Below are 25,065 nucleotides of genomic sequence, written 5' to 3' on the forward strand. Positions count from 1 at the left end.
TAGAGACAATAGCTAAGACCGCACCGGAAGATGCGGTCTTGGTTCATTTTGGCCTACTCGGCGGGTGCGCCAACAGTGTCACTTGCCTGACGGCGCGACGGGCTGGTTTTATAGTGCGTCGCATAGATCATCGTGCCAACGAAGGTCAGGCCACCGACCAGATTGCCAACTACAGTGGGGATTTCGTTGTAGAGCAGGTAATCGCCCCATGTGAAATCAGCGCCCAGCAGAATGCCGATAGGGAAGAGGAACATGTTGACGATGGAGTGTTCGAAGCCGAGGTAGAAGAAGATCAGGATGGGCATCCACATCGCCATGATTTTGCCCGAAACCGAGGTCGACATCATTGCCGCCACCACGCCAGTGGACACCATCCAGTTACACATAACGGCCCGTACGAACAGGGTGAGCAATCCGGCACCGCCCGCTTCGGCATAGCCGATGGTTCGAGCGTGGCCAATGTCCATCAGCTTGACCCCGACCGTGTTTGGCACCTCGCTGAACCCCATCGTTAGGGTAATGGCTATGAAAATCGCAGTGGTCATGGCCCCGGCGAAGTTTCCTAGGAAAACCAACCCCCAATTTCGTAAGATGGCGGGCCATGTCACACCCGGTCTGCCTGCGTACCATGCCAAGGGACAAAGGGTGAAAACGCCGGTCAGCAAATCGAAACCGAGAAGGTAGAGAATGCAAAAGCCAACGGGAAACAGCAGCGCAGCAACAAGGAAGTTGCCAGTGTTTGTGGCAATGGTGACAGCAAAGGCTGCAGCGAGTGCGAGGATAGCACCGGCCATAAAGGCCCTGACGAGCGTATCTTTGGTCGACATAAAGACCTTGGATTCACCCGCCTCGACCATCTGAGCCGCGAATTCTGCCGGTTTTACGTATGACATGTGGTGTCCTTTCTTAAGGGTAGGTTATGCAGCCACGCATTGGCTGATTTTGCGTGGTGGGGTCGCAACACCTGGGATGATCTCGACCGGGATGGCGTGTTGTTGGCGGTGTACCGGATGCGGCGTTTCGTCCGACACGCTCAGACGTACGATGGTTTTGTTGGCCAGTGCATGGCGCCGCCTCTCTGCAAGGGTAGCGTTCTGGGTGCAGCGCACTTCGCGGCGTACCAGCTTCAGGGCTTGAGGGGGCACCGTGTGGTTAAACATGACGGCAGCGGCCTGCTGCAATGCACGCATGGGCTTGAGCGTCGGCAATTCCGGGTCACCAGCGTCCCTATTAACGAAAACAATGCGCCCCGCTTTTGGCATGTCACCAAGGAGCCGCGCCTCCTTCGGAGCCTCGCCCGAGAGCACTCTGTCCACGAAGCGTTTCCGGAATGTCCGACGCTGCATCCCTCTTGTGTAAGTGGCGTTGATCCGAGGCTGCAGCTTTTCCGCAAGCGCGGCCCATCCAGCCAACGTCGGCGGTAAGAGGGCTTCAATCCGGCGACGAACGGATTGCCCCAAAATCGGCTCGGCCCCACTTGCTGAGGTTGATATAATCGCAGGCCGGAGGTTCACGCTTGAGCCGGACTGAAACTGGCAAAAGTCATGACGTTCGATGACGTTGACCAGCACAAAGCTCATAAGACTTGCTAGCAAGAAAGCGGCGTCCTCAAGATCGCACTCTGTGCCCATACCCGCAGGGTGGACACCTTCTAATCCGGCTGGCATCCAATCCCTTTGGTGAATGTCCAAGGCGTCGCGGTCTGTTCTGATGAGCGCGTTCATGTCAGAACTCATCTCCAGCATGACCACCCTGACCCGAGTTCCAGCAGCGCGCAGAAGTTCAGCTTTCCGCGCGGCAGCTTCACCACCGCCGACCAAAAGCACTTTCGCGTCCGTCACGCAGAAAAACACTGGCAATAAGGCGAACTTCTCTATGCGTGCAAAACACGTTTTTCTTTGTTTCAGCATGTCGCTTTCTGGTCCCCCGTCACCTTTTCAGGTGCTTGGAAAATAGTCGTTTGGCGCAGCTGTGCCTGATTCTAAGGCGGAACGGCCTTAAGTGATGCTGCAGTGCAGAATAGCTATTTTCAATTTGGCGTCTTCTGCTCATTTTGCACTCATGCGTTGCTGAAAATGCATCACGAAGGAATGACCATGCAGCATGAGTATCCGCTGAAAATTGTCGAGGAAATCGCACGTTCCGGCTCCATTCGGGGCGCTGCCGATATGTTGTCGATAACGCCATCGGCGCTGAACCGACGTTTGCTGAGCCTTGAAGATGAGTTAGAGACCCAACTGTTCGAACGCACCTCCCAGGGCGTTTTGCTGAACGCCGCCGGCGAGATTTTCATTACCCATGCGCGGCGACAATTGGCGGATATGAAATCGGTGCGCTCCAAGATAGCCGATCTTAAAGGGGCGCGGCGTGGGCGGGTTACAATCGCAATCGATGACAACATCGCCAATATCGAGTCATTCGCCCAAGAGGTTGCGGCCTACCAAAGTGAATTTGATGGCGTCGCCTTCGCAATCGAGCCAACGACCGCAGATGATATCGCTCAGTTCTTGATCGAATATCGGGCGGATCTTGCACTTCAACTTCACCCGCGCACCAATTCCCATGTTTCGTCTCTCTGCTCCGCGCCTGCTGGGATTGTTGTAACCGGCCGCAAAAATCACCCCGCGCTACACGATGGCCCACTTCGCTTGCATGAGATCACGCAATACCTGTGGACCTTGCCCCCCCGTGGTCCTCTGCGCAAAGCCATCGAAACGTCTGCGTCAAGTCAGGGACTCGAATATCGCGTCGGTCTTGAAGCCTCATCAGGTTTCGCGATACCCATTTTACAAGGATCTGACACGATTGGATTCGAAATTGCGATCGGCACCCCAAAACACTCATCGAGTCACATTTACCGCCGCACTCTATCCCCCCGAGACCACACGCCGTTGTTCCTTCATCTGTCACAACTCAAAGGGCGCTCGCTTTCAGTTGCAGCAGGGCGTTTTGCCGAACAGGTAAAAAAGTCTTATGCGGTTCTTGGTGTGTGACCTTAGGCAAGGCATCACATCTTAAGTGTCGTGTGGCCGTAACATCGCGTCAAGACGCGTGGCTTTGGCGGCGGCAAGGAAATCATTTGGGCGACTTGATAGCCAAGTCAGTCGGATGACCCAAACGGTCTATCCTCCTTGGAGTGCGCGCAGACGTTCACGGTATCGGACGGGGGCCCGCCCATTATTTTTCGAAATTCGCGACAAAAGGTTTCGGCGGAACCGAACCCGGAGACCTCCCAAACATCCGACAGGGAGATAGTTCCGCTTGCCAGCAATTCCGCAGCACGTGACACCCGTTCAACCTTGAGCCAGTCTAACGGGGTTGTTCCGGGTTCCTCGTGAAACCGTCGCGCCAACGTCCGCGCGCTTGTGGGCTTGTGGCAGCAGCATTGGCCATGCGTTCAATCGGCCAATCCTGGTCAATTGATGCACGAACCTGATCCTGCAATGCGGCCAACCCCAATCCAACGCTGGCTCTGGGCGAGACACAAATTATCGTCGGCCTTCGTCTCTTTGGGCTGGCAAAACCAGTCGTTGGGCCAAGGATGCGGCAACCTGCGCGCCAAAATCCTGCCGGACGATATGCAACCCCAAATCCAGCCCCGCTGCTAATCTGGTTGAGGTCAACACACGCTCGCCCTCGACAAGCAAAACATCTGGATCGACATTAATCGTGGAATACATCTGGGCAAGCTTATGGTCGTTCTTTTGCCCCTTGTTGAAAGGCTTCGCGTAAGTCGCAGGGATGATCCGGTTCAAACCCCGACTTGCGCAATATGCGGCTTACGAAATGGGCGTCTAAGCAGGCCTCCAAACTCACAATACAGCGCGGCAGACCCTCAAATGCCGAAACAAACGCAAGGCGCTTTATCTGACGTCATATGACTCGCCGCCCAGAGAGATCAAAACCTACCATATCAAAGGTGTCGTTACCGATATCGATCCCGAACGACATCAGCTCATCAAAGCTATCTTTCGCCAAATTGCCTCTTCCGTTTGCAGAAATAGGCCAAGCCCAACCTGCCGGCTGAAGCAGCCGGTACAGCCCATTTGCCGACCCGACCCTACGGCTCCCGAAACGCCTCACGCGACTTGTAAAGCGGCTTCATCAGATATTGCAGCACCGTCTTCGACCCGGTGTGCAACTCCACTTCCGCCTGCATACCCGGACGGATGGACACCGATTTCTGCCGCTCCGTCAGCGCCGACATATCCACCCGCACCGTCACCTTGTAATGTGGATCACCATCCGGCTTGCGCTCGTCCTTGAACGTATCGGCCGAGATCAGCTTCACCTCGCCCTTCAGCGCCCCATAGATGGTGTAGTCATAGGCGCTCAGTTTCACGCTGGCTTCCTGCCCCGGACGCACCCCCGCGATGTCCTTGGGCGACACCCGCGCCTCCACAAACAACTCTTCGTCCAGCGGAATGATCTGCAAGATTTCTTCACCCGGACGCACGACACCACCGATGGTCGTCACACTCAGATTGTTCACGATGCCGCGCATCGGGCTGACCAGCACGGTCCGGTTCAGCTGGTCCTGCGCCGACTTATAGGTTTGGCGCAATGTACCCAGCTCTTTCAACGTATCCGAATAAGTCTGCGCGCGTTCCAGCTCGGTCTGCGTGATGATCTCGTCCAACTTGATCCGGGCATCCGCATGCGCCTTGCGGGCGCGGGTCACTTCGATCAGCGCCACGATGTTGCGTTCCAGCAGGTCCTCCAACAGTGCCCGCTCCTTTGCTGCCTGATCCAGCACGCGCTGCGCGCCCTCGCGGCGGCTCAGAAAATCGGTCTGCCGGGCATTCAGAAGCGACCGTTCAGACGCAACAAGCCCCGGCATCTGCCGTTCCAGCCCGCCGGGCACGGCAAAGTCGAATTGCCCCGCCAACTCAGCCTCCAGCCGTAACTGACGCACGGCCAGCGCGGTGATTTGGTCCTGCAAGTCATCGGCCTGGCTTTGAAACTGCGTGCCCTGCAAACGGGCCAACACATCGCCGCGCTCGACGATATCGCCCTCGGCCACGGCCAGTTCAGCCAGAATGCCCCCTTCGAGGTTCTGAATGATCTGCGGACGCGAAGATGAAATCATCTCGCCCGACCCGCGCACGATCTCGTCCACCCACGCAAAGGCGGCCCAAAGCACAAACACCAAAACGGCGCCCGCGCTCAGCCACACAACCAGCGACGGGCCACGCATATCAGCCTCAAGCTGGCCGCTCAGATTGGTGCCCGCGATGCTCATGCGATCTTGCCCTTCAGTGGAACGGTCTTGCCGATATGGTTCAAAACGTCATCGCGTGGACCGTCCACAGTCATACGTCCGTTCTGCAGGATCAGCGTACGGTTCGTCAGCGACAGGATAGGCACCCGGTGCGTGGCGATGATGGCCGTGCGGCCATTCATCCATGTCTCCAACCGACTGACCAGAGTGCTCTCAAGCATCTGATCCAGCGCGGCGGTGGGTTCGTCCAGCAGGCAGATGGCCGGGTCCTGCAACCACAACCGTGCCCAACCAATGGATTGGCGCTGCCCGATGCTCAGGCCCTGCCCGCCATCAAGGATCTCCAGATCAAGGCCCTTGTGGTGCGCCTTCACAAACTGCCCCAGCCCCGCAAAGTCCAGCGCGTCATAGAGGCGGTCATCGTCGCGCTCCAGCAAAGTCAGGTTCAGGTTGTCGCGCAGCGTGCCCGAGAACAGGCGCACATCCTGCCCCAGATAACCGATCAACCGACGCAGGTCGCGCGGCTCGATCTGGCTCATGTCCGTGCCGTCGATCAGAACACGACCCTTGGTCGGCGCATAGACCCCCGACAGGATCTTCAAAAGCGATGACTTGCCCGCCCCGTTCGATCCCAGAACAGCCACACGCTGGCCCGGCATGACCTGCACGCCCGGAATATCCAGCGTCGGCACGCCGTCGTCTTCGTACTGAAACTGCACCTCGCGCAGCTCAAAATGGCCTTTCAGGCTGTCCCGGCGCAGATAGGTCCGACTTTCATCCACATCCTGCGGCGCCTCGGCAATGGCATCCAGCCCATCCAGCGCCGCCTTCACATTGCCCCAGCGGGCCATGGTCCCCGCCAATTGGGTCAGCGGCGCCAGTGTACGCGAGGTCAGAATACCCACAGCGATGATCGACCCGACGGTAAACTGCCCGGCAAAGACCAGATAAGTGCCCGCAATCACCGCAGCCACATAGGTCATCTGCTGCATGCCCTGCGACCAGAACGTCAGAACGGACGCCAGCCGCCGCTGTTCGGACGATTTCATCGCGCTCAGCGTCGTCAACTCCTGCCACAGACGCATCACGCGATCCTCGGCGCGCTGCGTCTTGACCGTATCCCGCTCGAATATCGCCTCGTGCAACAGGCGCGACGACTTGGCAGAGGCCCCTTGCGTCTCTTGCGTCAACCGCAGCATCCGCTTTTGCAGGAAGAACCCTGGCACCACCATCAGCACGCCGCCAAGGATCAGCACCCACACAACCGGCCCCGCGATGGACGCCACCAGCAGCAATAAAACAAAGATAAACGGAATGTCGGCAATGGTGCCGATGGTCGACGCGGTAAAGAATTCACGCACGGAGCCAAACTCGCGCATGGCTGAAAAAGTCATCGATGGCGACTGCCCGCGCACATCCGACCGCATACCCATCACACGCCGCATCAGCAACGTCAGCACCGACAGCTCGATCTGCCGCCCGGCCCCGTCCATCAGCCGTGCGCGCGCGATTTTGATGAACGCCTCAAGCAGCAGCGCCAGACATGCGCCCGCCGCCAGAACCCACAATGTCGCCTCGGACTGATGCGGGATCACGCGGTCATAGACCTGCAAGGAAAACAGCGCCACGGCGACGGCCAGCAGGTTCGCGACAAAGGATCCCAGCGCGATCTCGGCCAGCGCCTTGCGAAAGCGCGGGAACTGCCCCCAGAACCAGTGGTTGGTCACCTTGAAGGTCTTGTGCACCTCAGCCACACGTTCAAGCGGTGCCTCAGCTTTGACCAGCAAACCCGCGAAAAAGGCCGTGAATTCGGCCAGCGGCACATGCGCCCGGTTGTCCCGGCAGGTCTTGTCAAAAATGACCAGATCATCCCGGTCCTGACCGACGACAAGCACGACCTGACCGCTGGTCATGTAAGCCAGCGCGGGCCAGTGATCAGGCCCAGGCGTCTGGACCGATTGGACCTGAGCCCGCAATCCAGCCGCCTGCAAACAGGTTGCAATGGCGCTGGCCTCGACCTTGTCGCTGGCCCCCTCCCGCGATTGCAGCGACAGCGTCTCCACCATGTCGGACCGGGCCGAGGACACGCCAAGCAACCCCGCATAGGCGACCGCCATATCCGCCCGCGCATTCAGTCGGTCGGCAATCCGGTTGGTGTTGTCCGCACGCGGTGCTTCCTTGATCGGGGCTGCCTTGATCTGCGCGCGGTTTCCATTGGTGATGGTCAGGGTAAAGGGCCGCTTGTCGGTCAAATCTGCTCTCCGTCCGCAAGCACACCCTGCACGCGGGCCAGTTCGACCTGCAGCCTGATGGCTTCGTATTTCAGCAGCACTTCTGACACCTGACGCGCGGCAAAGGTCTCATAGACGCCCACCACGTCCATGACCTGCCGCTGCCCGGCCTGATATTGTTCCTGGAACAGGTCCAGGTTCGCCTTGGCCTGCGCGGTCAACCCGCGCGCCTCATCTGCCTGACGGGCGGTCGCAGCAACCTCTCCCTCAAGCCGTCGCAATGTGCGGTTGGCATCCTCATTCGCCTGTGCCACCTGTCGGCCAGCGGCTTCCTTGGCGGCCTCGATCGCCCGCAGGCGCGCGCCGGTGCCAAGGCCAAGCGACATGCCCCCCGCCGTGATCCCCGTGCCGCTGTTCTCGCCAACGGTGGCCTGCGCGTTGATGCCGGGCAATTGGCTGGCGCGATCAATCTGGGCCTGCGCGATGCTGCGCTCTTTCTCGGCTTCGGCGCGGGTGACGGACAGGGGTTGTGCAGCTGTGCCGCTGATGGTCAACGCCTCCAGTCCGCGCACATCATCCAGCGGCTGGATCGACATCGCGTTCAACTCTGCAATAGCCGTGGTCGCCGCTTCATCGCTGGCAGCGATGGCGGCCCGGATCTCAGCCAATTTCTGGCGGATCACGTTCAGGTCGGACATGTCGGACACGCCGCCCCGGACGCGCTCGGACATGATATATTCGAAATGCTCCATCTCGCGCAGGGTCGCGCGGTGGACGGCAGCACTCTCGCGCGCTTCAACGGCGTCCAGATACAGACCAAGCCCCGTGGCCACCCGGGCGTTGGTGTCTTCGGCCAGCGCCACGGCCGCCACTTCGACATCGGCCTTGGCAAAGGCGCGTTCACCCTTCTTGCGGCCATTGTCGAAAATCACCTGATCCACAACGATCTGCGTGATCACGTCACCCAAGGAGTTCAGCGATACGCGCGGTCCAATGGTCGGCAACCAGTTCTTCGATGCCGCCGACGCACGCAAGCGCGCAGCACGCAGCTCTGTTTCAGCCGCCCGTGCATTGGCGGCCAAGACTGACGTGGCAACTGTTTCATAGGCACTGCCGACAGGCAGCACGGACTGGCGCGCCAGCAGGCCCTGAACAACAGGGCTTTCGGTATTCAGTGTTTCATCATGTTTCGTGGGTGTCGCCCGCAACGCGGCTTGGGATACGGGCGCCGCAGTGTCCGCCGCACCCGTGTTCAATCGGGAAACAAAGGGCACGTCGCCCATATCCCCCGTACACCCCGCAGTCAGCGAGACGGCGGCGAAAAGCACCGCAAACTTGATACCACCTTGCCCCATAGTCCTGTCCCGTTTCGGGTTTTTATCGTTGGGTTGTGTGGGCGCGGTTACGGAACCCGGTCCGCGCCTCATATCGTTCTGGAGTGTGCTCGATTGTTTTTGTAGTTGCTCTTGCCCAGTGAAAATTTCGTTTTGTCAGTGTCCTAGACGACGCCCGTGTTGACCGCGATGTCGTCGTCCAGAATGATCGTGCCCTCGGTGCCCAGGCTGTAGACGTCATAGGACTGCCCATCGACCGTTGTTGCCCCGGTGCGCGTGGCCCCTGCGATGGTCACCGTGTCGTCGCTGCCGCCATGAATGGTCAGCGTATTGGTGCTGTCCGACAGTCCAAGCAGTTGCGCCTCGGTGATCGTCAGGTTGGCCTCTTCCGCGAATTGCAGCTCGACCGCTTCGATCTGGTAGTTGCCCAAGGCCGGGTTGCCCAGATCGACGCTTGAATTGGCACTTTCATCGTCCAGCACCACGTAGCTGCCAACGGTGTTGCCCGCCGCATCCGCGCTGCTCACCACAAGGTGCGAGCCGTCCGGCACATCGGTCTGGAACTGGAAGTTCGTTTCGCCCAGCACATCAATATCGATCTGCGTCGCGGCCACATCGGTGATCGACCCGTCCGCGTTGACCTGCGCCACGGCCAGATCCCCATCGCTTTGCTCGGTCGAGATGCCGCGGATACCATCCGCATCACGGGTAAAGCTGGCGATGACAGGACCATCAGGGGCGTCTGTATCGATGCGGACCGTGTCGCTGAGGGTTTCGGTGTTGCCCACGGCATCAGTCGCCATGACAGTGATCGCCGCGTCATATTCTCCGCTGGGAATGGCCGATGGCGGAATATCCAGCGACCAGTTTCCGGCCGCATCTACGGTTGCCGCCAGAACGGTGCCATTGAAATCGACCATGACGGTCGAGCCGGGCTCGACCTGTCCGCCAAGGTTGATGCCCTCGCGCGCCTCAGCCCCGCTGACCACATCGTCAGCGGTCACGTTGTCCTGGATATCAAGCTGGTTGACCAGCGTGTCGACCCGCACGGTGTCCGACACCGTGGCCACGTTGCCCGCAAGGTCGGTCGCGGTGACAGATACGCTGGTTGTGTACTCGCCCTCGGGAATTTGCGAGGCCGCGAAGGGCGCTTGCCAGTTCCCGTTGGCATCCACGATGGCCTGCACCGTCTGGCTGCCCAAGGTGACTGTCACGGTCGATCCGGGCTCCGTCGTGCCGTTGACGACAACCCCATCGGCCCGTTCAGCACCGGAAATCACGTTGTCGCCTTCGATCACATCCGCCGCGACAGACAGGTTGTCGACACGTGTATCCACGTGCACCGTATCCGTCACCGTGGCCGTGTTTCCGGCTGCATCGGTTGTGGTTGCCGTGATCTGCGCATCGTAGGTGCCTTGTTGCACTTCGGTCGCGTTGAAGAACGCCTGCCAGACACCGTTGGTGCCTGCGACGGCCTGATGCGTGACACCGTGCAACGTCACGTTGACCAGCGCACCGGGATCAGCAGTGCCAGACAGGACCACCCCGTCGCTCACCTCTGCGCCGTTGATAATGTCATCCCCTTCAACCGGACCGTCGAGCGTCAGAACACTTGCCTGCGTGTCGACATTCACCGATTGGGTCACGCTGCTGGTGTTGCCCGCAGCATCCGTCGCGGTCGCCACCATGTCTGATGTATATGTGCCCGGGGGCACCTGCCCCGGCGCAAAGGTCGCTGTCCACGTCCCATCGGCAGCCACAACGGCACTGGTGGTCACACCTCCCAGCTCCACCACAACGGTGGATCCGGGCTCAACCACGCCCGTGACGACCAGGCCCGAGGCCGCTTCGGCTGCATTGATCGTGCCGTCGCCACCTGCGGTCGAGGTGTAGCCAAGCGCATTGACCAACGTATCAACAGTGACCGACCCGGTGGCCGTCGCACTGTTCCCGGCAGCATCCGTTGCCACAGCCGTCACAGCCACTTCAGTTTCGCCAGAGGGAATTTCAGACGCAGTGAACACCGCCGACCACTGTCCTGCCGCATCCACAGTCGCGCTGCGGGTGACACTTCCAAAGGTTACCTCGACCGTCGATCCGGGCTGCGCCGTGCCGGTCAGCGTAACGCCATCCGCGGCCTCAGCCGCGTTGATGGTGCCGTCCGTTTCAACGGTCGCCGTCTCCATCGTGACCGAAGCAACCGTATCGACAACGAGGGTATCGTTCACAGTCGTGCTGTTGCCGAACGCATCCGTCGCCACGATGCTGACACCCGTCGAATACTCACCGTCAGCAAGCGTGCCGGGCTGCCACGTGGCCTCCCATGTGCCAGTGTCAGCCACGGTGACGGTGCGTGTTACACCACCGATGGTGATCACCAGCGTTGCGCCCGCCTCGGCTGTCCCTTCAAGCGTCACCCCACCCGACAACTCCGCGTCGTTCACAATGTGACCGACAGAGTCGACACCTTCAGTCACAGCAACCTCCGGCGGCGTGGTATCAATGACAAAGGTCGGACCAGCGAGGGTCGTCGTAGCGCCGCTTCCGTGCGTGAACACGACAGACGTGTCCACCGTTCCATCCGCAGGGAAGGTGCCATCCACAAAGTCCACCGACCAGGTGCCGTCATCCGCGATGATGACGGTCTGAACCTGACCGCCAGCCGTCACATCAACCGTATCTCCTGGCTCGCCGGTGCCAGAGACCGTGAAGCGGTGGGTCGATGTATCGTCACCGCCCACATTTGTGGATGTACCCACATTGTCTACGGTGGGATCAGCAGGTGTGGGGGTGGATGTATCGCGACCACTGTCATCGCCGCCACCTCCACCGCCGACAACCGCAGCGCCACCGATCACGGCCGCAGCTGCTGCCGCGCCTCCGCCAAGCAAGCCGCCACCGCCAAGAAGCGCGGCCCCAAGCATCGACACTTCATCTTCACCCGTCGCAGCGGCCTGTGCCACTTCCGTACGGCCCAGATAGATCAGATCATCCGATGGGCTCCACTTACCCCATTGTTCGGTCGGCCCGAACTGTGCGTAGAGCGCTCCGTCGGTGGTTTCAACAAATGCGACCTCGTTCAGATAACCATCAGCCGAGATGAACAGCCGGTTCGCATCGCCAACATCATTGAAATAGTTTTCAAGAGTGATTTGGCGCCCATCAACAAGGGTGATGATCAGATCATCACCGCTGCGCTGCTGCCCCGCCAGATCGACCTGCCGCAGATTGAAGGAAACTTCCTGCCCGCTTGTCAGTGAAACCTTTGTACCGCCGTCAATCGGCACGGTACCACGCTGCAATGCGCCCGCACCATCGCGGACGACGAAATCAATCGCCTTCATTTCAACACCACCACTCTCGCCCCAAACCGCTTTCTTGCGGTTCTTTCAGTTAACGCGTCGCCGACCTTGTTTGCCGTGCTGACCACTTGTTGTTCGGCTCTGATACGCGAATCATGATTCTAGGGCTAGAGTCTTTTTGCTCCGGGATCACAATTTGCAGTGATTCCGGGTAGATATTGTGATGATTCGGACTCACCCATCGCTGCAACGAGGTCCCCAATGCCCAAGACACCCGATCTTCTCACCCTTTGGCGTACGGGTGTGAATGCCGTAGGTGGCGATGCCGCCGTACATCGCACGATCGAAGCAGGACAGGTCCTGCGCAGGCCGGACAGGATCATCGCGGTCGGTAAGGCTGCAGCCGCAATGGCGGCGGCAGCCGTACGAGCTTGGCCAGATGTGCCCTGCCTGATTGTCACGAAATACGGCCACGCCGACACCGCACCAAAGAGCGCGCAGGTCATCGAGGCCGCTCATCCGGTACCGGATGCTGCGTCGGTACAGGCGGGACAGGCGTTAATCGACGCCGTCCATGCCTGCGCACGTGACAGCCACCTTCTCATGCTGGTCTCGGGCGGCGCTTCGGCGCTGGCCGAAGTGCCCGAGGGCGACATGACCCTCGATGCCCTCAAGGCCGAGACGCAGGCCCTTCTGTCTTCCGGAACTCCGATAGGAGACATGAATGCCCATCGCACATCACGGTCGCAGATCAAGGGCGGCAAGCTGCTGACGGGTTTCCAGGGCGCGCAAGTCACGACACTGGCGCTGTCGGATGTTGAAGGCGACAGCCTCGCCACCATCGGATCAGGCATTGGTGATGCACCCGCGGATCCAAGCTTTGCCTTCGTCCCGCACATCATCGCCAGCAATGCCATTGCACGGGACGCGGTGGCTGCAGCCAGCCCAGTGCCGGTGCTGACAAACCGTGAAACGCTGTACGCTGACATTGCAGACCTCGCACCGCGCCTCGGCCAGATGTTGCGAGATGCGGCACCCGGCCTGCACATTTTCGGCGGTGAGCCTGTTGTTCAACTGCCCGACAATCCGGGACAAGGCGGGCGCAACATGGCACTGGGTCTCGCGCTGGCCCGAGAGATCGCCGGGACCCAAGGGCTGCACATCCTCGTGGCAGGCACAGACGGCACGGACGGCCCCACCGACGCGGCAGGTGCCCTGATCGACGGCACCACATGGGCAGACAGCGGCGCAGACGCACTTGCGCGGGCCGACGCCTATCCCTGGCTGAAAGACCGCGGCGCCCTTGTCATCACTGGCCCTACGGGCACGAATGTCATGGACCTGCTCATCGCATACAAGGCGTGATCCAAAGGCCGCTGCGCGACGACATATTTTCAGGGGGCGCTGCCCCCGGCCTGCGGCCTCCCCCGAGGTATTTTCAGCCAGAAGAAGAAAGGGGAAGGCGTCCGGCCCTCCCCTCATGAAGAAAGGTGACCCCTTCTCCTGGCACGGCCATCGGCGCCTCCGCCTGTACCGTATGCGCAACATGATCTGTTCAGGTTAACAATCTCTTTCTTCTGGCCCAAAATACCTCGGGGGTGAGCGCGTCAGCGCGAGGGGGCTGGCCCCCTCTGCCGCTTGACAGTCTCGCATGGCGCGGCTCACCGTGCGTCCATGAAAAACGCACTCCGCGAGATCGAAGAGCAACCTGATCTGGGCATCACCCTCGCCGATGGGACCCGCCTGTCCGCCCGGATGTGGTGCCCGGTTGACGCCGTTGACGATCCGGTCTCGGTGATCCTCGAATACCTGCCCTACCGCAAACGCGATGGGACCTGCGCCCGCGACGCGCTCACACATCCCTACTTCGCCCAGCGCGGCTATGCCTGCCTGCGCGTCGATATGCGAGGCAATGGCGACAGCCACGGGGTGATGGAGGACGAATATACGCAGCAGGAGCTTGACGACGCGGTCGAGGTGATCACGTGGGCGGTGGCCCAGCCGTGGTGCAATGGCAATGTTGGCATGATGGGGATCAGTTGGGGCGGCTTCAACAGTCTTCAGGTCGCAGCGATGGCGCCGGAGCCGCTGAAGGCCATCATCACGCTCTGCTCGACCGTCGACCGCTTTGCGGATGACATCCATTACAAGGGCGGCTGCCTTCTGAACGAAAACCTCGGCTGGGGCGCCACGATGTGGAGCTATTCATCCCGCGCCCCCGACCCGGCCCTGCGGCCCGACTGGCGCGAGATGTGGCTGGAGCGGCTCGAAAACGAACCCTTCCTGCCCAGCACATGGCTGCGTCACCAGACACGGGACGACTATTGGAAGCACGGCTCGGTCTGCGAGAGCTACGACACGATCAAGGCCAAGGTGCTGGCCGTCGGCGGCTGGGGCGATGCCTACAAGAACGCCGTGCCGCAGATCGTGCAGAACCTGCCCGGCGCCAAGGGCATCATTGGCCCATGGGTGCACAAGTACCCGCATTTCGCCGTGCCCGAACCGCGGATCGGTTTCCTGCAAGAGGCGCTGCGGTGGTGGGATCGCTGGCTGAAAGGCGCGGACACCGGGGTCGAGGACGACCCAGACCTGCGCACGTACCTCATGGACGGCGTTCGACCCGCCACGTGGTACACCAACCGGCCCGGACGATGGCTTGCGGACCCGCAAACTGAAACACAGCATTGGCACATGACCGACGCCGGCCTCGGTCCGGAGCAAGGCACCATCCAGCGCGAGATCGCATCGCCTCAAGACACCGGCGCAGACGCTGGGGAATACTGCGCCATCTGGCTGGGCCCGGAACTACCCGGAGATCAGAGGCGCGATGACGCGCTGAGCGCAAGATTTGACAGCGCGCCGCTGGGTGCAGAACTCGCAATTACGGGCGCCCCGGTCATTCGCCTGAACCTGAGCGCTGACAAGCCCGTTGCCCATATCACTGTGCGGCTGAACCACATACATCCCGATGGTGCCTCTATGCGGATCACTTATGGCCTTCTCAACCTCGCAGACCACCTGGGCGGACCATTGGTGCCCGGGCAGCGGGAAGCGGTTCGGCTCAATCTGGATCACATTGCGTATTCTGTACCGGCAGGCCACCGCATGCGCGTTTCTGTGTCCACGGCCTATTGGCCCCTGATTTGGCCTGCCCCCGAAGCGGCCACCGTCACGCTGCACGCAGGCTCACTGTCGATTGACGCATTGACGGACGCCGACACATGCCACGTCGAACCACCCGATGCTGCAGCACCCTGGCAAACCGAGGAACTTCGCCCCGAAGCTCACACCCGCCGTCAGGAAACCGATATGGTCACAGGCGTCACCTCTCTGATCATCAAAGACGACTTCGGCAAGGTCCGCGATCTGGATCACGGCCTGATCCACGGCTCTATCGCCCGCGAACGGTGGGACATCCATCCCGATGATCCCTTGTCTGCAAGGGGTACTTGCCACTGGACGGACGAAATCGAACGTGACGATATACACTTACGCACCGAAGCGCGGTGCGAGATGTGGTCCGACGCCACCCACTTTCACCTCAATGCAAAACTGGACGCGTTCGAGAACGATATACGTGTCTACCAACGCGAGATAACCGACAAGGTTCCGCGGCGGAACCTATAGGCGCTGCATGCCGCTGACGCTCACAATGCTGAAAACATTCCCGGATTACCCCTTGCGGGGTGTCATCAAATGGGTACGCTAACGGCGCAAACAAGAAACGCGCCGCCAAGGCGCAGGGGACCAACCGGGAGAAATTGATGTCAAATGAACTGGAACACCTGTCAGCCAAGGTGGCGGCAGGCAAGATGACGCGACGTGAATTCATGGCGCGCGCCGCAGCCCTTGGTGTCACGGCGGCCGTTGCATCCTCGATGCTCGCCACCGAAGCCAAGGCCGCACCGGTCGCGGGCGGTACATTCAAGATGGGTATTCAGGGTGGTGAATCCACCAACAGCCAGGACCCCGCCACGTGGGCTTCCGATGTCCCGCTTGCTGGCGGTTTCCTGTGGGGTGAACCCCTGGTCGAACTGGTCGCCGACGGCAGCCTCAAGGGGCTGGTCGCCGAAAGCTGGGAAGGCTCGGACGACGCCACAATCTGGCGGTTCAAGATCCGCAGCGGCGTCGCATTCTCGAACGGCGCGGCGGTCACCGCCGACGACGTGCTCAAAACAATGGAACGCCACTCGAACGAGGAATCCAAATCGGGCGCGCTCGGCATCGTGCAGGGCATCGAAAGCATGCGTACAGATGGCGACGTGTTCGAAGTGACGCTGGGCGTCGGCAACGCCGACCTGCCCTACCTGATGGCGGACTATCACCTGATCATCCAACCCGGCGGCGGCTTTGACGACCCGGCAGCGGCCATCGGCACAGGCCCCTACACGCTCGAAACGGATGAACCCGGCGTACGCATGACCTTCGCCCGCAAGGCGGACTACTGGGGCGGCGACCAGACACAAGTGGCCCACTACGACGCAGTCGAAATCATCGTGCTGAACGATGCCACCGCGCGCACGGCAGCCCTGCAATCGGGTCAGGTCGACGCCATCAACCGCGTGGAACCCAAGATCGCCAAACTGCTGGACCGTGCCCCGACCGTCAACGTACTGTCGACCCAGGGACGCGGCCACTACGTCTTTATCATGCACGTGGACACGGCGCCGTTCGACGAAAACGAACTGCGTCTGGCCCTGAAACACGCGCTCAATCGCGAGGAAATGGTCGAAAAGATCCTGCAAGGCTATGGATCTGTCGGGAACGACATGCCGATCAACGCGGCCTATCCTTTCTTTGACGAAACGATCCCACAGCGCAGCTTTGATCTGGAAAAAGCGGCAGAGCACTACAAGAAGTCCGGCCACGATGGGTCGCACATCATCCTGCGCACCGCCGATGGGGCCTTCCCGGGCGCGGTCGATGCCGCAGCCCTGTTCCAGCAGTCCTGCCAGGCGGCAGGCATCCCGCTGGAAATCAAGCGCGAACCGAATGACGGCTACTGGTCCGAGGTCTGGAACGTACAGCCCTTCTGCTGTTCCTACTGGGGCGGTCGCCCGGTGCAGGACCAGATGTACACCACGGCCTACCTGTCCACGGCAGACTGGAACGACACGCGCTGGAAGCGCCCGGAATTCGACGCCATGCTTCTGGAAGCCCGCGCCGAGATCGACGAAGGCAAGCGGAAAGAGATCTATTCCAAGATGGGTCGCATGATGAACGAAGAGGGCGGCGTGATGGTGCCCATGTTCAACGACTTCGTGGATGCGGTCTCCGCATCGGTCCAGGGGTGGGAACCAAACCCCAACGGCCCGCAGATGTACTGGAAAACCGGCAAGTACACCTGGAAAGCCTAAGTCCACATCACACCGCGCCCGCACACAAACGGGCGCGGTTTTTCAATTCACGACCCTGCGCACGCCCTGACCGGGCGGCATCGGTCCCATCAGGACCCGCCTCATGCACCCCATTCAAAAACTTGTCGCAGAGCGCCTCGCCCTTGGTGTGTTGTTGCTGTTCGCGGCCTCCGCCCTGATCTTCGGTCTGACCGAGATTCTGCCCGGCGACGCGGCACAGGCCATTCTGGGCCAATCCGCCACGCCCGAAAGCCTCGCCAACCTGCGCGAGGAAATGGGGCTGAACCGCCCCGCCGTCACCCGCTATGTCGAATGGCTGGGCGGCATCGTGACCGGGGATATGGGCGTGGCGCTGACCAACAAGCTGCCCATCGGTGAACAGATCGCACGCCGCATGTCCTCGACCCTGTTCCTTGCCTTCTGGGCGGCCATCATCTCGGTCCCGCTGGCGATCCTGCTGGGCCTCATCGCTGTGCGCTTCCAGAACCGCTGGCCGGACAAGCTGATCTCGGGCATCACGCTCGCCTCGATCTCGCTGCCCGAATTCATGATCGCCTACATCCTCGTGTTCTTCTTCGCGGTGAAACTCTTCTGGGCGCCCTCGTTCGCCTCAGTATCACCCGGCATGCCACTGCTCGATCAGTTGCACGCCATCTCTCTGCCCGTCGCAGTGCTGACGATGGTGGTGCTGGCGCATATGATGCGCATGACACGCGCCGCCATCCTGAACGTGATGCAATCGGCCTATATCGAAACGGCCGAACTCAAGGGCCTGACCACGTTCAAGGTCATCTACCGCCACGCTTTCCCCAACGCCATCGCCCCCATCGTCAACGTGGTGATGATCAATCTCGCCTACCTCGTGGTGGGTGTCGTCGTGGTCGAAGTGGTCTTTGCCTATCCCGGCATGGGCCAATACCTTGTGGACGCGGTGGTCAAACGGGACGTACCGGTCGTGCTGGCCTGCGGTGTGATCTTCGCCGCCGTCTACATCATTCTTAACATTGTCGCTGACGTGGTGAGTATTCTCGCCAACCCGCGTTTGAGGCACCCAAAATGAGTTTTGTGCAACAAAACTCATTTCGTGTGGATGAGAGTCTTTGCAAAGCAAAGGCGCGGTCCAGCACCCGGTTATATTTTGCGGTGCAAAACCAAGAACACAATCAAACGATGGGATCCAACCCATGCTAAAAAACATCCCCCTCTCCGCCGCCATCGGCCTTCTGATCACCGGCACCTACTTCCTCGCAGCACTCTTCGCACCGCTCATCGCCCCCTACGGCATGGCCGAAACCGTGGGTGATGTGTGGGAGCCCTCCTCCGCCGCCCACTGGCTTGGCACCGACCAGATTGGCCGCGACCTGCTCACCCGCATGATCTTTGGCGGGCAAACGACAATCTTCATCGCCACCGCCGCCACCATCCTCAGCTTCACCACGGGCTCCGTCCTTGGCTTCCTGGCCGCCGTCTCCGGCGGCTGGGTCGATCAGGTCATGTCCCGCCTCGTCGATCTCTTCATGTCGATCCCGTCGCTCATCCTCGCGCTGGTCATCCTGTCGAGTATCGAGGCCACGGTGCTCACCCTGATCGTCATCATGGGCCTTCTGGACTCCACACGGGTCTACCGCCTCGCCCGCGCGGTGGCCGTAGACATAAGCGTCATGGACTACGTGGAGGCCGCCCGGCTCAGGGGCGAAAAACTCGGCTGGATCATCTTCCGGGAAATCCTGCCCAACGCGCTCTCACCGCTGGTGGCCGAAATGGGCCTGCGCTTCATCTTCATGGTGCTCTTCATCTCCACCCTGTCCTTCCTGGGCATCGGCGTGCAGCCCCCGCTGGCGGACTGGGGCGGCATCGTGAAAGAGAACAAGGAAGGGATCAATTTCGGCATCGGCGCCGCACTCTACCCGGCCGTCGCCATCGCCACGCTTGCCATCAGCGTGAACCTCATCGCCGACTGGATCCTGAACCGCACCACCTCACTCAAAGGGGGCCGCGGATGACCCAAACCCGTCCTTTCTTCTGGCCCAAAATACCTCGGGGTCCGGGGCAGAGCCCCGGAGATACGCCAACATGACAACACCACTGCTCAAAGTCCGCGGCCTCAAGATCGGCGCCACCGTCTATCCGCCCGGCGAAAAACCCCACGACATTGAAATCGTGCACGGCGTCGACTTCGATGTCGAACCCGGCAAGGTGCTCGGCCTGATCGGTGAATCCGGCGCAGGCAAATCCACCATCGGCCTCGCCTCCATGGCCTATGGTCGCGGCGGCGTGAAACTCACCGCAGGCTCTGTCGAAGTGAACGGGCGCGACGTCCTGCAAGCACCGCTCAGGGACATTCGCAAGCTGCGCGGGGCTGAAGTGACATATGTCAGCCAATCGGCTGCCGCCTCGTTCAACCCGGCCAAGCAGATCATGGAACAGGTGATCGAGGCGGCCGTGGGTCAGGGCAAGTTCACAAAAGCCAAGGCACAGGCCCGCGCCGTCGAACTCTTCATCAAGCTGGGCCTGCCCGACCCCGACACCATCGGCAACCGCTACCCGCACCAGGTCTCTGGCGGGCAACTGCAACGCTGCATGACGGCGCTCGCACTTTGTCCGGAACCCGACCTCGTGGTGTTCGACGAACCCACCACGGCCCTCGACGTCACGACCCAGATCGACGTGCTGAAAGCGATCAAGGACGCGATCCGCGACACCGGGGTGGCCGCCCTCTACATCACCCATGACCTCGCCGTGGTCGTACAGGTCAGCGACCACATCATGGTGCTGCGGCATGGGCAAATGGTCGAATACGGCACGACCGACCAGATCATCAACACGCCCCAGGAAGAGTACACAAAGGCGCTCGTTTCCGTCCGCTCCATCGAACACGAGGAAAAGCAACCCACCGAACCGGTCCTGCGGGTCGAAAACATCACCGCCCGCTACAAAGGCACCAATTTCGACGTCCTGCACAATGTCAGCGTCGACATCAGCCCCGGCCAGACGCTGGCCGTTGTGGGCGAATCCGGCTCCGGCAAATCCACGCTCGCCCGGGTGATCACCGGCCTCTTGCCCCCAACGGCAGGCAAGATCACCTTCGCAGGCCGCGCCCTCAGCCCGGATCAACCCTCCCGCAGCATCGAAGACCTGCGCGAGTTGCAGATGATCTACCAGATGGCGGATACGGCCATGAACCCACGCCAGACAGTGGGCACGATCATCGGGCGTCCGCTCGAATTCTATTTCGGCCTCAAAGGCGCAGAGAAGCAGAAACGCATCCAGGAACTGCTGGACGAGATTGAACTGGGCAAGGGCTTCCAGGACCGCTACCCGGCAGAGCTTTCCGGCGGACAGAAACAACGGATCTGCATCGCCCGCGCCCTCGCGGCCAAGCCCAAGCTGATCATCTGTGACGAGGTGACATCGGCACTCGACCCGCTGGTGGCCGACGGCATCCTGAAACTACTGCTCGACCTGCAAAGGATCGAGGATGTCGCCTATCTCTTCATCACGCATGACCTCGCCACGGTGCGAGCTATCTCGGACAGCATCGCAGTCATGTATCAGGGCAAGGTCCAGCGCTACGGCACCAAGTCCGAAGTGCTGACACCCCCCTATGACGACTACACCGATCTGCTGCTCAGTTCCGTGCCCGAAATGAAACTCGGCTGGCTCGAAGACGTCATCGCCAACCGCAAGATGGAAAGCGCAGGCAACTGAAGGACAGCCCAAAAGGGACGGTGGGCGGGGCGTCTTTGCCATAGGCAAAGCGCGTCCGACCCGTCCCAAACGCCAAATCCAAAACCAAGATTGCGAAACTGCGGCATGGTCCAAACGGCGCCGCACGCCTAAGGTTGCAGCCAGCAACTGGATACAGGGCCCATGACCAAGAAACTCCTGCTCATCATCCTTGACGGCGTACCGCTGCGCAACTTCCGCCGCCTCTTCGGCAATCTCGAAGGGTGGGTGGACAGCGGCGACGCCCAGACATGGACACACCGCAGCGTCATCCCGTCAATCTCCGCCTCCTGCTATGCGTCGATCCACACCGGGGTCACGCCCGCCGAACATGGCTGCACCGGCAACGGCAACGTGTTCCGCCTGACCCACCCGGACGTGTTCGGACAGGTCCGCAAAGCAGGCGGCACCACGGGGGCCGTCGCCCATTCCTTCTGGTCCGAGTTTTTCAACCGCGCGCCCTTCGATTTTGTCCGCGACATCGAATATGATGAACCCGACAGCACGACAATCAACCATGGCCGGTTCCACAGCATGACGGGCTACGGGGCCAACAACCAGATGACGCCATCGGACGTGGACCTCTTCGGCACACTCACCAACCTCTGCGCCCGGTTCGACCTGACCTACGGCATGCTGCACACATGCACGCTCGACAGCATGGGGCACCGGTTCTTCCACGATTGTCAGGAAATGGATCAGGCCTGCTTCGTCATGGACGAGATGCTGGCCCCCTCCATCCCGCGCTGGCGCGACATGGGATACGAGGTGATCGTGACCGCCGACCACGGGCAGGATGACCGCGGGCACCATGGCGGGCGCAGCCCGCTACAACAGGAAACAGCGCTCTATTATTTCGGAGAGGCCAAGGGCCCCGACACAGGCACCGTGATCGACCAGTTGCAACTGGCCCCCACAATCCTTCATCGCCTCGGTGCCGACATCCCCGACACGATGAGGGGCAAACCTTTCCTGAGTTGAATCCAAGCCGCGCAAGTGGTGCCCGTGGGGTGCCGCTCTATCGCCCTTTCAGCGCACTTTATCGTGGTCATTTGCCTATGACAGGTCCACAGCGCGCCGACGGAAACATAGCGGCAGCCCGCCGGGACGGGCCGCCACTGGCACGGCGCCTTCGGCTTGATTCCGTGCCCAGGTCCTCAGTTCAGGCCGTCGCCTTGTAATCTGCAAAGACGTCGATCAAGGCAGATGCCTGCTGCATCCCCTGCACCCGACGCTGCAGCTCCCCCTGCCCGTCAAACAGCAACAACGTCACATGCGGTGAATTGAACCGCCGGGCAAAGGCTGCGCCCTCGGGCGTCTTGATATCGGCAACCAGATACACCAATCCGCAATCGTCAAAATCACGCAGCGCCTTCCGGGTCTGTTTCTGCAAAGCCGTGCAAGTGGGGCATTGCGGGTCATGGACCTGCACAATCGCCAGATCGCCCTTGCCCACGCGGGTCAGATCATGCTCAGCGGCATAGGTCCGGAACGAACTCACTCCCCAAAAACCACCGCCCAGAACCACGGCCGAAGCAGCCGCACCACCTCCCATCACCGACCGGCGTGACAACCCACTTTTCTCCGGCTTCGATGGTGCCGCCTTCACACGCTTTTTCGACTTCGGCATCTCGTCCCCTTTTTTGACATCTCTTGGCAGAACGATAGGACAGAACAAACAGGCATGCGGTCACGTCTGCGTCAGGTCTGGACCCGTTTGTGAACATAGGGTTAACGCGTGCCGCCAAAGGTTAACGACAAGGTATTTGTAAATCGCAGGTTAACAGGCCCCGACGGGCAAAATGCGCAATTTCCCGGCGAAAATGTGCGGAATGCCCCAAATGGTCGAAAATCACGGGAAATACAGGGGTCCAAATATCGCAAAAGGCGCGGCAAACTTCGCAGTTCCGCGCCTTTCACGTTGTCAAACCGCACCGCACGGTGCGTTAGGATTTACTGGGCTGCCATCGCCTCGGACGCCATGTCCCAGGGTCGGATGAAGTCGCCCAAAACGGTCTGGATCGCCGTCTCGCCCTCGCCATTGGCAGCAACCTGCGCGACCAAACCACGCTTCTTGTCATCCGTCACGGCCACAACCTGCGCCTTCAGTCCCGCCTCAGTCAGCGCCGCGTTGTAGACACGCGTGATCGCCTCTTTGCGCAGGTCCGGTTTGAAGATCTTGCCAACAGCCGTCTTGGGCAACTCGTCCATGATGGTCATGTGCTTGGGCTGTGCCGCCCGCTCGTGGACATGTTCCTTGCAGAACGCCATCAGCTCATCCGGTGTCACCGTCGCACCGTCAACCAGCTCGACATAGGCGCATGGCAGCTCACCCGAATGCTGGTCAGGCTGACCAATCGCACCGGCAAAGGCGACGGCCTCATGACCCAACAGCGCTTCTTCGATCTCGGCTGGATCGATGTTGTGACCACCACGAATGATCAGGTCCTTGGCGCGGCCCGTGATCCACAAATACCCGTCTTCGTCAAAACGGCCCAGATCGCCCGTCCGCAGGTATTTTTCGTTGTAATACAAGTCTTTGTTCTTGTCGGCCTCGGTATAGGTGTTGCCGGCCCAGACGCCCGGATTGCTCACACAAATCTCGCCAATCTCATCCACACCGGCCTCGATCGGACCATCGGGCGTGCCCTTATAGATCTTGACGTCCGTATAGGGGAACGGGATGCCAACAGAGCCAATTTTCTTCTCGCCGTCGATGGGGTTGCCCGACACAAGGCAGGTTGCCTCGGTCATGCCGTAGCCCTCAACGATCTCCACGCCTGCAGCGCTTTCATAGCGTTTGAACAGCTCTTGCGGCAGCGGGGCCGAACCCGAGAATGTCGATTTCACGGTGCCGATATCCGCATCAATCGGACGCTGCATCATGGCCGCAATGGCCGTGGGCACCGACGCGATAAAGGTGATTTTCCACCGCTCGGTCAGCTTCCAGATATTGTCGAAGACGCCCTCACCCCGGTAGCCTTGCGGCGTGGGGAAGATGCAGTGCGCACCGGACGCAACCGCGCCCAGCAGCAACACGTGTGCGGCCATGACGTGGAAAAGTGGCAATGGTGCCAGTATGTTATCCTCAGCCGACAGCAGAACGGTCGCACCGACCCATCCGTTGTAGACCATGCCGGAGTACTTATGCTGCGCGACCTTCGGCATGCCGGTTGTGCCGCCGGTGTGGAAGTAGCACGCAACGCGGTCTTCCTGCACATCCTCGAACTGCAACGTTGTCGGATGTTTGGCGCATTCTTCGTTGAAGTTCAGATAAGTGACACCCGAAGCCTTCTCGAACTTCGGACGGATCAGCGGGATGATAAAGGATTTCAGACCGGATACATGGCCCAGCAGATCGACCTCGAACACGGTCTTGACGTTGGGTGCCAGCTTCACCGCTTCGGTGGTTTTCTCCGCCACATCCGTCTTTGGAAACGCGCGCAGGGTGACCACGGCCTTGGCATCCGTCTCGCGCAGGATGGCACCGATCTGTTCGGCGTCCAGAAGCGGGTTGATCGGGTTCACGATACCGGCTGTCGCACCGCCCAAAAGCGTCACAACCGTCTCTGTTGCATTGGGGAGGACATAGGCGACCACGTCGGTCGGGCCAATTCCATGCTTGCGCAGCATGTTGGCGCATTGCGCAGTGCGGCCCTGAAGCTGTGTCCATGTCAGCGTCTCGGCTTTGGACTTGGGGTCCGAAAAGATCTGGTAGCTGATGGCATTGTGACTGGGGTATTTTTCGGCCGTTCTGCTCAACATACCGAAAAGGGTTTTGGCGACATCACGCTCTTCCCAGGGCATCTCGTTCTGAATGGCGTCGCGGTCCGCGATCCCGGCAAATGGCATGGTCATCCTCCCTGTAGCGCCATATCTTTTTGCTACGGCGCA

General features: G+C 60.6%; 18 protein-coding genes. 8 read left to right on the forward strand and 10 right to left on the reverse strand.

What is annotated here, in order from left to right; genetic code table 11:
• Window positions 1-53: 53 nt before the first annotated feature.
• Both Q1A75_RS11540 and Q1A75_RS11545 read right to left on the reverse strand, forming a co-directional pair.
• Entirely contained in the window at window positions 54-893 is an 840-nt protein-coding gene (locus Q1A75_RS11540; RefSeq protein WP_299554837.1) for a formate/nitrite transporter family protein, read from the reverse strand.
• 24 nt (window positions 894-917) lie between these two features.
• On the reverse strand, window positions 918-1,910 hold the full coding sequence (locus Q1A75_RS11545; protein WP_299554834.1) for an NAD(P)-dependent oxidoreductase: 993 nt from the start codon (window positions 1,908-1,910) through the stop codon (window positions 918-920).
• 180 nt (window positions 1,911-2,090) lie between these two features.
• Here Q1A75_RS11545 and Q1A75_RS11550 point away from each other — a divergent pair, with 180 nt between their 5' ends.
• Window positions 2,091-2,993, forward strand: coding sequence for a LysR family transcriptional regulator (locus Q1A75_RS11550; protein WP_299554831.1), 903 nt, complete (start codon window positions 2,091-2,093; stop codon window positions 2,991-2,993).
• Window positions 2,994-3,100: 107 nt separating this feature from the next.
• On the opposite strand, the gene Q1A75_RS11555 is transcribed toward Q1A75_RS11550, so the two are convergent.
• From Q1A75_RS11555 to Q1A75_RS11580, 6 genes are all read right to left on the reverse strand, one after another.
• On the reverse strand, window positions 3,101-3,352 hold the full coding sequence (locus tag Q1A75_RS11555) for a helix-turn-helix domain-containing protein (protein ID WP_299554828.1): 252 nt from the start codon (window positions 3,350-3,352) through the stop codon (window positions 3,101-3,103).
• Window positions 3,353-3,488: 136 nt separating this feature from the next.
• Window positions 3,489-3,680 carry a hypothetical protein gene (locus tag Q1A75_RS11560; RefSeq protein ID WP_299592332.1) on the reverse strand — a complete coding sequence of 64 codons (192 nt, stop codon included), beginning with the start codon at window positions 3,678-3,680 and terminating at the stop codon, window positions 3,489-3,491.
• 380 nt (window positions 3,681-4,060) lie between these two features.
• Complete coding sequence (locus Q1A75_RS11565) at window positions 4,061-5,242, reverse strand: HlyD family type I secretion periplasmic adaptor subunit (RefSeq protein ID WP_299554825.1); 1,182 nt, start codon at window positions 5,240-5,242, stop codon at window positions 4,061-4,063.
• A complete protein-coding gene (locus tag Q1A75_RS11570) occupies window positions 5,239-7,473 on the reverse strand; it encodes an ATP-binding cassette domain-containing protein (RefSeq protein WP_299554822.1) in 2,235 nt (744 codons plus the stop codon). The genes Q1A75_RS11565 and Q1A75_RS11570 overlap by 4 nt, the downstream gene beginning before the upstream one ends.
• Window positions 7,470-8,807, reverse strand: a complete 1,338-nt coding sequence (locus Q1A75_RS11575) for a TolC family protein (protein WP_299554819.1) — start codon at window positions 8,805-8,807, stop codon at window positions 7,470-7,472. The genes Q1A75_RS11570 and Q1A75_RS11575 overlap by 4 nt, the downstream gene beginning before the upstream one ends.
• A 143-nt stretch (window positions 8,808-8,950) precedes the next feature.
• Complete coding sequence (locus tag Q1A75_RS11580; protein WP_299554816.1) at window positions 8,951-12,130, reverse strand: Ig-like domain-containing protein; 3,180 nt, start codon at window positions 12,128-12,130, stop codon at window positions 8,951-8,953.
• 219 nt (window positions 12,131-12,349) lie between these two features.
• Between Q1A75_RS11580 and Q1A75_RS11585 the strand changes: the two genes are divergently transcribed.
• The 7 genes from Q1A75_RS11585 (at window position 12,350) to Q1A75_RS11615 (ending at window position 22,152) form a co-directional block, all read left to right on the forward strand.
• The gene (locus Q1A75_RS11585) at window positions 12,350-13,453 is read left to right on the forward strand and encodes a DUF4147 domain-containing protein (protein ID WP_299554813.1); all 1,104 of its coding nucleotides are present in this window, start codon (window positions 12,350-12,352) and stop codon (window positions 13,451-13,453) included.
• A 309-nt stretch (window positions 13,454-13,762) separates the two neighbouring features.
• Window positions 13,763-15,715 (forward strand): CocE/NonD family hydrolase, encoded by a 1,953-nt coding sequence (locus Q1A75_RS11590; protein ID WP_299554810.1) that lies wholly within the window; start codon window positions 13,763-13,765, stop codon window positions 15,713-15,715.
• Between the two features lie 137 nt (window positions 15,716-15,852).
• Window positions 15,853-17,445, forward strand: coding sequence for an ABC transporter substrate-binding protein (locus tag Q1A75_RS11595; RefSeq protein ID WP_299554807.1), 1,593 nt, complete (start codon window positions 15,853-15,855; stop codon window positions 17,443-17,445).
• Window positions 17,446-17,548: 103 nt separating this feature from the next.
• Window positions 17,549-18,505: an ABC transporter permease gene (locus tag Q1A75_RS11600; RefSeq protein ID WP_299554804.1), complete on the forward strand. Its 957-nt coding sequence runs from the start codon at window positions 17,549-17,551 to the stop codon at window positions 18,503-18,505.
• Between the two features lie 124 nt (window positions 18,506-18,629).
• Window positions 18,630-19,448 (forward strand): ABC transporter permease, encoded by an 819-nt coding sequence (locus tag Q1A75_RS11605; protein ID WP_299202281.1) that lies wholly within the window; start codon window positions 18,630-18,632, stop codon window positions 19,446-19,448.
• 70 nt (window positions 19,449-19,518) lie between these two features.
• The gene (locus tag Q1A75_RS11610; protein ID WP_299554800.1) at window positions 19,519-21,153 is read left to right on the forward strand and encodes an ABC transporter ATP-binding protein; all 1,635 of its coding nucleotides are present in this window, start codon (window positions 19,519-19,521) and stop codon (window positions 21,151-21,153) included.
• A 162-nt stretch (window positions 21,154-21,315) separates the two neighbouring features.
• Complete coding sequence (locus tag Q1A75_RS11615) at window positions 21,316-22,152, forward strand: alkaline phosphatase family protein (RefSeq protein ID WP_299554797.1); 837 nt, start codon at window positions 21,316-21,318, stop codon at window positions 22,150-22,152.
• 181 nt (window positions 22,153-22,333) lie between these two features.
• Here the strand turns inward: Q1A75_RS11615 and Q1A75_RS11620 are convergent, their stop codons facing one another.
• Together Q1A75_RS11620 and Q1A75_RS11625 are read right to left on the reverse strand one after the other, a co-directional pair.
• A complete protein-coding gene (locus tag Q1A75_RS11620) occupies window positions 22,334-22,801 on the reverse strand; it encodes a hypothetical protein (protein ID WP_299554795.1) in 468 nt (155 codons plus the stop codon).
• 323 nt (window positions 22,802-23,124) lie between these two features.
• Window positions 23,125-25,023, reverse strand: coding sequence for an acyl-CoA synthetase (locus Q1A75_RS11625; protein ID WP_299554897.1), 1,899 nt, complete (start codon window positions 25,021-25,023; stop codon window positions 23,125-23,127).
• Window positions 25,024-25,065: the final 42 nt, after the last annotated feature.

Source organism: uncultured Tateyamaria sp. (genome assembly GCF_947504105.1).
In the GTDB taxonomy this organism is placed as follows: Bacteria; Pseudomonadota; Alphaproteobacteria; order Rhodobacterales; family Rhodobacteraceae; genus Tateyamaria.